General features: G+C 42.1%; 6 protein-coding genes. 3 read left to right on the top strand and 3 right to left on the bottom strand.

Features of this window, described 5'->3' with window-relative positions; translation table 11 throughout:
* Positions 1 to 276 precede the first annotated feature (276 nt).
* Complete coding sequence (locus AC23N5_RS27760) at positions 277 to 1,122, top strand: hydroxymethylglutaryl-CoA lyase (protein WP_487758018.1); 846 nt, start codon at positions 277 to 279, stop codon at positions 1,120 to 1,122.
* A 404-nt stretch (positions 1,123 to 1,526) separates the two neighbouring features.
* Here the strand turns inward: AC23N5_RS27760 and AC23N5_RS27755 are convergent, their stop codons facing one another.
* Entirely contained in the window at positions 1,527 to 2,051 is a 525-nt protein-coding gene (locus AC23N5_RS27755; protein WP_183977776.1) for a DUF2480 family protein, read from the bottom strand.
* Between the two features lie 88 nt (positions 2,052 to 2,139).
* Here AC23N5_RS27755 and AC23N5_RS27750 point away from each other — a divergent pair, with 88 nt between their 5' ends.
* Complete coding sequence (locus AC23N5_RS27750; protein ID WP_487758017.1) at positions 2,140 to 3,561, top strand: CCA tRNA nucleotidyltransferase; 1,422 nt, start codon at positions 2,140 to 2,142, stop codon at positions 3,559 to 3,561.
* Positions 3,562 to 3,660: 99 nt separating this feature from the next.
* Here the strand turns inward: AC23N5_RS27750 and AC23N5_RS27745 are convergent, their stop codons facing one another.
* Together AC23N5_RS27745 and fmt are read right to left on the bottom strand one after the other, a co-directional pair.
* Positions 3,661 to 3,981, bottom strand: a complete 321-nt coding sequence (locus tag AC23N5_RS27745; protein WP_487758016.1) for a hypothetical protein — start codon at positions 3,979 to 3,981, stop codon at positions 3,661 to 3,663.
* A gap of 201 nt (positions 3,982 to 4,182) precedes the next feature.
* Positions 4,183 to 5,109: a methionyl-tRNA formyltransferase gene (gene fmt, locus AC23N5_RS27740; RefSeq protein ID WP_487758015.1), complete on the bottom strand. Its 927-nt coding sequence runs from the start codon at positions 5,107 to 5,109 to the stop codon at positions 4,183 to 4,185.
* A gap of 292 nt (positions 5,110 to 5,401) precedes the next feature.
* Between fmt and greA the strand changes: the two genes are divergently transcribed.
* Positions 5,402 to 5,875: a transcription elongation factor GreA gene (gene greA / locus AC23N5_RS27735; RefSeq protein ID WP_028526160.1), complete on the top strand. Its 474-nt coding sequence runs from the start codon at positions 5,402 to 5,404 to the stop codon at positions 5,873 to 5,875.
* Positions 5,876 to 6,045: the final 170 nt, after the last annotated feature.

Raw genomic sequence — 6,045 nt, 5'->3', positions numbered from 1 at the left:
CGAAAAAAAGCAGGTTGGAATGACCATTACCTGCTCAATATCATCAAAAATAACCATTAGTAAGTGCGTTTAACCTGAGTTTAAACTGAATCTTTGGCAATACCAGTAAAGTTCATTATCATAGCACTCACAGAGGTAGTAATAAAGTTGAATTAGTTCTAATTCTCTCATAATCAGTTTAATAAATGTTTGGCAACACAAATTTACTGACTTATGAAATTACTACCTCTCATTTTTACAACCCAATATTCGCGTTCATAATTTATTAGAAATAAAATGAAACTCATTGAATGTCCGCGCGATGCGATGCAAGGTTTGGTAAACTTTGTACCGACCGACGCTAAAATAAATTACTTAAATAAACTCCTTCAGGTAGGTTTTGATACGCTTGATTTTGGAAGTTTTGTTTCTCCCAAAGCGATACCTCAGATGCGTGATACGGCTGAGGTGGTTGATAAATTAGACTTATCGACTACTTCCACTAAATTGCTAGCCATTGTTGCCAATGTTCGTGGAGCAGAAGATGCAGTACCATTTGGGCAAATTCAATATTTGGGTTTTCCGTTGTCGGTTTCAGAAACGTTCCAACAAAAAAACACGAACAAAACCATTGCAGAGGCTTTTGGCGAAGTGGCAGAAATTCAGAATCTATGCCAAAAAAATGGCAAAGAATTGGTGGTTTACCTTTCGATGGGTTTTGGAAACCCCTATGGCGATGCTTACAGTCCCGAAATCGTGGAGGAGTTTACCGAAAAATTGGTTCAACTAGGGATTAATATCATCGCCCCTTCAGATACGATAGGTTCGAGTACTACCGACGAAATTAAGACGTTGTTTGGGCATTTGGTGAAAAAATTCCCAAATGTGGAATTTGGGGCGCATTTGCACGCAAAATCGTCGCACACCCCTAAAAAAGTGAAAGCAGCTTACAAAGCTGGAGTTAGGCGAATTGACTGTACCGTGCGTGGTTTTGGGGGCTGCCCTTTGGCCGATAATAAGCTTGTTGGTAATTTGGCAACTGAGCTGGTAGTGAGTGAATTAACACAGCTTGGCGTCAATTTGCCCATTGATGATCTAAAACTCGCCCAAGCCATGTTGGCATCTCAATATGTTTTTGGCTAAATGTCACAAATGCGACAAATGTTAAGCTTCTCCGAAGCTGTTTTTTGACAATTCTGCCTCGGAGAGGCGCAACGTTTGTTGTTACAAATGCGACAAATGTTAAGCTTCTCCGAAGCTGTTTTTCGACAATTCTGCCTCGGAGAGGCGCAACGTTTGTTGTTACAAATGCTACAAATGTTAAGCTTCTCCGAAGCTGTTTTTCGACAATTCTGCCTCGGAGAGGCACAACGTTTGTAGTCACCAAAGTTAGTTTTTTTGACAATTTTGCCTCGGAGAGGCACAACGTTTGTAGTCACCAAAGTTAGTTTTTTCGACAATTCTGCCTCGGAGAGGCACAACGTTTGTAGTCACAAAAGTTAGTTTTTTTGATATTTTTGCCTCGGAGAGGCACAACCTTTGTAGAATTACGTTTGTGGAAGTTTGTTTTTGGGCTTTTTGAAAAGGGGAACTGTACTACAAGGTTCACCAAACATAAGCGATTGCACAACGGGTTGAAGTTTGCGCGTCAATTCTACGTAAGCCGCCGTCGGAACGGGGTGTTTGCTACAACCTTTTACCACCACGCGAACATCGCGATAAGCCTCTACATCAATGCGATTAATGGCATCAAAATAAAGTTTTTCGTCAAGATCGTTGAGAGTTCCAAACACTACAGTATGGGCGTGAGGCTCAAGTTGTAATGTTAGCAACATGTATGCCCAAGTTGGGATGATGGCGTCTTCGGTGCAAGTGATGGCCACATTTTTGCCTGCGTACTGTGCCCAATCGTGACTTTTGAGGAACTCACGAAAGTCTTTTTCCTTGAGAATCATCCCCATAAAAAGGTTGTCTTTGAGGTCATACACGACACGCTCGCCTTGGTGGTAATAATCTTCCAAATCCAAGGTAACAAGCCCACTATTGGCTACTTTATTAATTATTTCTTCCATTGATGCTTTTTTTCTTCCTGAATGAACACCAACTCACGGGCGAAAGTTTAAAGAAATAGTATCTTTGCAGTTTGCAAAAGCAATCCGAATGAATTTTAGTGAAGTTTTAGCCTCCAATCCCCTTTTTCAAGTCATTGCTGATAGCGCCCGTGAACTGGGTGTTGAAGCCTATGTCATTGGTGGATACGTGCGTGATTTAATTTTGAATCGTCCTTCCAAGGACATTGATATAGTGAGTGTTGGAAGTGGTGTGGAATTAGCCGAAAAAGTGGCAGAACGGCTTGGAGTACAGGTGATTGTATTCAGAAATTTTGGAACTGCCCAACTCAAAACCGACGACCTTGAGGTGGAGTTTGTAGGGGCGCGCCGCGAGTCGTACCGCAGTGAGTCTCGCAAGCCAATTGTGGAAGATGGTACGTTGCAAGACGACCAAAATCGTCGTGACTTTACCATCAATGCCATGGGAATCAGCTTAAATATAGCGAACTATGGCGACCTCATCGACCCATTCAATGGGATGAGTGATTTGCGGAAAAAACTCATTCGTACCCCCCTCGAACCTGGCATTACTTTTTCAGACGACCCGCTCCGAATGATGCGGGCAGCCCGTTTTGCAACCCAACTCAATTTCGACATTGAGCCAGATACGTTTGACGGCCTTGTGCAAATGGCTGAGCGTATTTCCATCATTTCAAAGGAGCGTATCAATGACGAACTCAACAAAATTATTTTAGCCAAAACCCCTTCTTACGGCTTTAAATTGCTGCATCAAGCGGGAATTTTAAAATTGATTTTTCCTGAATTTGTAGAGTTGCAAGGGGCTGAATACCAAGATGGTAAGGGGCATAAAGATAATTTCTATCATACGCTTCAGGTACTTGATAATATTTCGAAACATACCAACGACTTGTGGCTGCGTTGGGCGGCAATCATGCACGACATTGCCAAACCTGCCACCAAGCGATTTGACAAAAAAGTAGGCTGGACATTTCACGGTCACGAAGAGTTGGGCGCTAGAATGACTCCACGCATTTTTCGCCAAATGAAATTGCCGATGAACGAAAGTATGCGCTTTGTGCAAAAACTCGTTCGCCTTCACCTACGTCCTATTGCCTTGTCAAAAGAAGAAATTACCGATTCTGCTTTGCGTCGATTGTTGTTTGACGCGGGCGATGATTTGGAGGCATTAATGACGCTTTGCCGCGCCGATATTACGTCTAAGAATCCCGATAAAGTTCGTAAGCATTTGGCCAATTTTGACAAGGTTGAGCAAAAATTATATGACCTCGAAGAACGAGATAAGATTCGGAACTTCCAGCCCGTCATTACGGGGGAGGTCATCATGCAAGCCTTCGCCCTCAAGCCTTCGGCAGAAGTAGGCATTATCAAAACGGCCGTTCGGGAGGCGATTCTTGATGGAATCATTCCTAATCAGTACGAACAAGCGTTTGGTTTGATGGTGGAAGAGGGAAAAAAACTCGGCCTAGAACTCAAATTCGTTGCCGAATAAAGCTTTTTTGAACCATATAAGACATATAAGTGATTATAAGAAAAAACTTATATGGCCTTATATGTCTTATATGGTTGCAAAAAAAGAGTCGAAAACAAATCACTTCTTATATGCAGGCATTTCATCAATCCCAAGGGTTGTGAGAACAGGATTGAGTACGCAAGGAGTAATCGAAATCCTAAACACCTTATGTCCTGCTACTTCAAAATCGCAGTGGTATTTATTCTTCATTTTGAGCCCGCGATAGACCGCCGTGTAATTGATTTTTAGTGGCCAACCGTTTAAGGCGAGTTGGGCTGTCAAATTCTCTACAGTCTTCTTTAAGTTTGAAAAATAGCAAACAAAAGGCTCCCGTTCGCGCAGACCCGTAAGGCTACCGATGTAGGTAATTTGTACTTCGTAGATGGTTTGTTGGAGCATGTATCTGTCACTTTTTTCGAGGAAAATCAACAAATGTTGATTTTTTGCAATAATATGAAAAATAGTGAGATTATTTTTCAAGGCTAAAACTTTTTCTACCTGAGCGTCGTTTTTATATCAGTTGTGTTTATCAACGACAAAAGCCGCTCTTTCAAGTAGCGGCTTTTATTATTTGGAAAAGTCAATATTCTCCGAAAGAGCTCAGGCAATCGTAACTTTGGTGCCCCTCAAAAACTCTTCAATTCCCATTCTTTTCTTGCCTTCCAATTGTAGTTCGTCAATGGACAACCAACCATCGGTAGTTTTAAAAAGTAGCACGTGTTTGTTGTCCGTAAATAAGTGGCTACCGTTGTCGGTAGGCGCCTGTGTTGCCACTGAGCTTTTATAAATTTTACACAATTTGCCATTCAAGGTGGTCCAAGCGGCAGGATAAGGCGATAACCCCCTGATAAAATTCCGAACCGCTTCAGTGGACTGATTCCAATTGATTTCGCAAGTTTCTTTAAAAATCTTAGGGGCAGCCTTGAGGACTTCACTTTGTGATTGGGGCAACTGCGGATAATTCCCTGCCTCTACGGCATTGACAGTCCGAACGACTAATTCCGCTCCTTTGTGCATCAGTCGTTCGTACAAAGTTCCAACGTTATCTTCGTAGTGAATCGGTTCAGTTTCTTGAAAAATGATGTTTCCTGTATCAATTTCGTGCTCAAGAAAAAAGGTAGTAACGCCCGTTTCGGTTTCTCCGTTGATAATCGCCCAGTTGATTGGCGCTGCCCCGCGAAACTGAGGTAGGAGAGAGGCATGGAGGTTGAATGTGCCTTTGGGGGGCATGTTCCAGACAACTTCTGGCAGCATCCGAAACGCCACAACAACCTGCAAGTCGGCTTGATAGCTACGTAATTCTTCCAAAAAAGCAGGGTTTTTTAGCTTTTCAGGCTGTAAAACAGGGATACCTTGAGAAACGGCATAGTGTTTTACGGGAGAGGGGGTGAGTTGCAGACCACGACCAGCAGGCTTGTCGGGGGCGGTAACAACGGCCACCACGTTGCACCCGCTTTCTACAAGGTTTTGAAGGCTACTCACTGCAAACTCAGGAGTACCCATAAAAATGATTCGAAGCTTTGACATATACACTGAGAAAATCGTTTTGTCGATTATTAGATATGATTTTTAGAGTAATTTTTTGGATACAAACGGATGTAGTCTTGATTCCCGTTGCAAATATTGCTAATTTTGTGGTTCAAATTTCGACCATGAACCGACACAACCAATTCTTTTCGGTCTTTTAGGAAGAAGTGACAGAGCTACCCCATTTGTAGTAGAGCGGTCATTTCACCGTTCTTTTTTTTTGTCTTTAGTGGAAGAAATAAGTGATAGGACAGATATATAATACTAAACAATTAACGTACACAACAGCACTATGGCTAAGTTACAATATTACACCGAAGAAGGTCTCAATAAGCTCAAGGCTGAATTGCAGGACTTAAAAACACGCGGTCGGCAGGAAATAGCTCGTGCAATAGCCGAGGCCCGTGATAAAGGTGATTTGAGCGAAAATGCCGAGTACGATGCAGCCAAAGATGCGCAAGGCTTACACGAAGCAAAAATCGCTAAATTAGAAGAAATAGTAGGTAACGCGCGGGTCTTGGATGAATCGTCGATTGATACATCGCAAGTGAGCATATTATCAAAAGTAAAAATCAAAAACTGCCGTAACAATGCAGTTGTAACCTATACATTGGTGGCAGAGGAAGAGGCAGATCTTAAACAAGGAAAAATCTCAGCAGGCTCACCCATTGGGAAGGGCTTGATGGGAAAAAAAGTAGGCGAAAAAGCCCAAATCCAAGTACCAGCTGGGGCAATGGAATTTGAAGTACTTGATATTTCTCGGTAATTTTTTACCAATAAGACATCATATATAGACTAAGGGGACGCGGGAACGCGTCCTTTTTTGTCTTTTAGTGAAAATATTTTTTTGCTAAAAATGAGTTGTAAAAAAGGAGATAAAAAGGCATTTTTTTGAAAATACCTTTAAACTTAGATGCCGTCAAAGGAAAAAGTAAT

This window comes from Runella sp. R5_40, from assembly GCF_057652295.1.
This window is presented reverse-complemented; position numbering and strand designations above follow the sequence as displayed.

Coding starts and splice junctions, on each gene's coding strand:
- AC23N5_RS27760 (WP_487758018.1), top strand. CDS start 277: ATGAAACTCATTGAATGTCCGCGCGATGCGATGCAAGGTTTGGTAAAC.
- AC23N5_RS27755 (WP_183977776.1), bottom strand. CDS start 2,051: ATGGAAGAAATAATTAATAAAGTAGCCAATAGTGGGCTTGTTACCTTG.
- AC23N5_RS27750 (WP_487758017.1), top strand. CDS start 2,140: ATGAATTTTAGTGAAGTTTTAGCCTCCAATCCCCTTTTTCAAGTCATT.
- AC23N5_RS27745 (WP_487758016.1), bottom strand. CDS start 3,981: ATGCTCCAACAAACCATCTACGAAGTACAAATTACCTACATCGGTAGC.
- fmt (WP_487758015.1), bottom strand. CDS start 5,109: ATGTCAAAGCTTCGAATCATTTTTATGGGTACTCCTGAGTTTGCAGTG.
- greA (WP_028526160.1), top strand. CDS start 5,402: ATGGCTAAGTTACAATATTACACCGAAGAAGGTCTCAATAAGCTCAAG.